At 76.1% G+C, this 978-nt stretch carries 2 protein-coding genes; both read right to left on the reverse strand.

The features are described 5' to 3' along the window. On the reverse strand, positions 1-410 hold a 410-nt coding region (locus tag L2I40_RS23710), incomplete at its 3' end, for a hypothetical protein (protein WP_237217803.1). 166 nt (positions 411-576) lie between these two features. Further along, the coding region (locus L2I40_RS23715) for a bactofilin family protein (protein WP_237217804.1) at positions 577-978 on the reverse strand (402 nt) is incomplete at its 5' end.

Below are 978 nucleotides of genomic sequence, written 5' to 3' on the forward strand. Positions count from 1 at the left end.
CGCGCGATGTCGCGGAGGCAGGCGGCCTCGCCGCGCCGCGCCGCGCCGCTGGCGCGCGCCGAGGCATAGGCGACGCGCAGCGCCTGGCGGCCGCCATCCTCGCGATACAGCACCAGGTCGAGATGGCATTGCGTCGCCTGGTAGTGCCAGACCTCGGCGGGGCCTTCCTCCCGGCGCAGCCGCGGCTCGCCGAGCAGCCGGCGCAGCGTGTCGGGCGTCTGGCCCACCAGCTGGCCCGCCGCAGTCAGCCCGCTCTCGGACCCGCTGCGTGCGGGGGGGGCGGCCAGGCCCGCAGCGGCGGCCTGCTGCGAGGTCATCACCTCCTGCAGCAGCAGCGCCATGTCGTCGTCCTGCGGCTGGGCGCAGGCGATGGGGAGAAGCAGGGCGAGAAGAAGCGGGGAGGGCTTCATCCTGGCTCCGGCGGGGCACCGTATCGCGGTAAGGCTGCGCGACCCGGCTTTCAGATGCGTTGACGGAACGGTGGTGGGCGCAATGCGCCCGGATGGTGGCCATCCGGGCGGCTGTCGCGCCGGTCGCCGCGGGAGCAAGCCCCCCGCGACCGGCGCGGCGGCAGGATCAGGCTTCGGCCGCGACCGGGCGCGGAGCCGGGGCCGGGGCGGCCGCGGGCCCGTCGCCCAGCATCTCCATCCGGCCGGAGATCTGGCCGCCTTCCTCCACCATCAGCTTGCGGCAGCGCGCCACGCCGAGGATGCGGCCGCTGCCGCGGATGATCAGCGCCCCGCGCGCCGTCAGCGTGCCGTCGAAGGTGCCGGCGATCTCGGCGTCCTCGACCTGCACCTCGCCGCGGAACACCCCGGCCTCATGGATGGCGAGCTCGGTCGCCTGGATCATCTGGCTCTCGACCGTGCCCTCCACCACCAGGCGCTCGGCCTCGGCGACCGTGCCCTGCAGGCTGATGCCACGGCCGACGACCAGGGTGCGGCGGTCCGACGCCGCGGCGCGGGGCGCCGGCGCGGC

It is taken from the genome of Falsiroseomonas oryziterrae (genome assembly GCF_021864505.1).
GTDB lineage: Bacteria > Pseudomonadota > Alphaproteobacteria > Acetobacterales > Acetobacteraceae > Falsiroseomonas > Falsiroseomonas oryziterrae.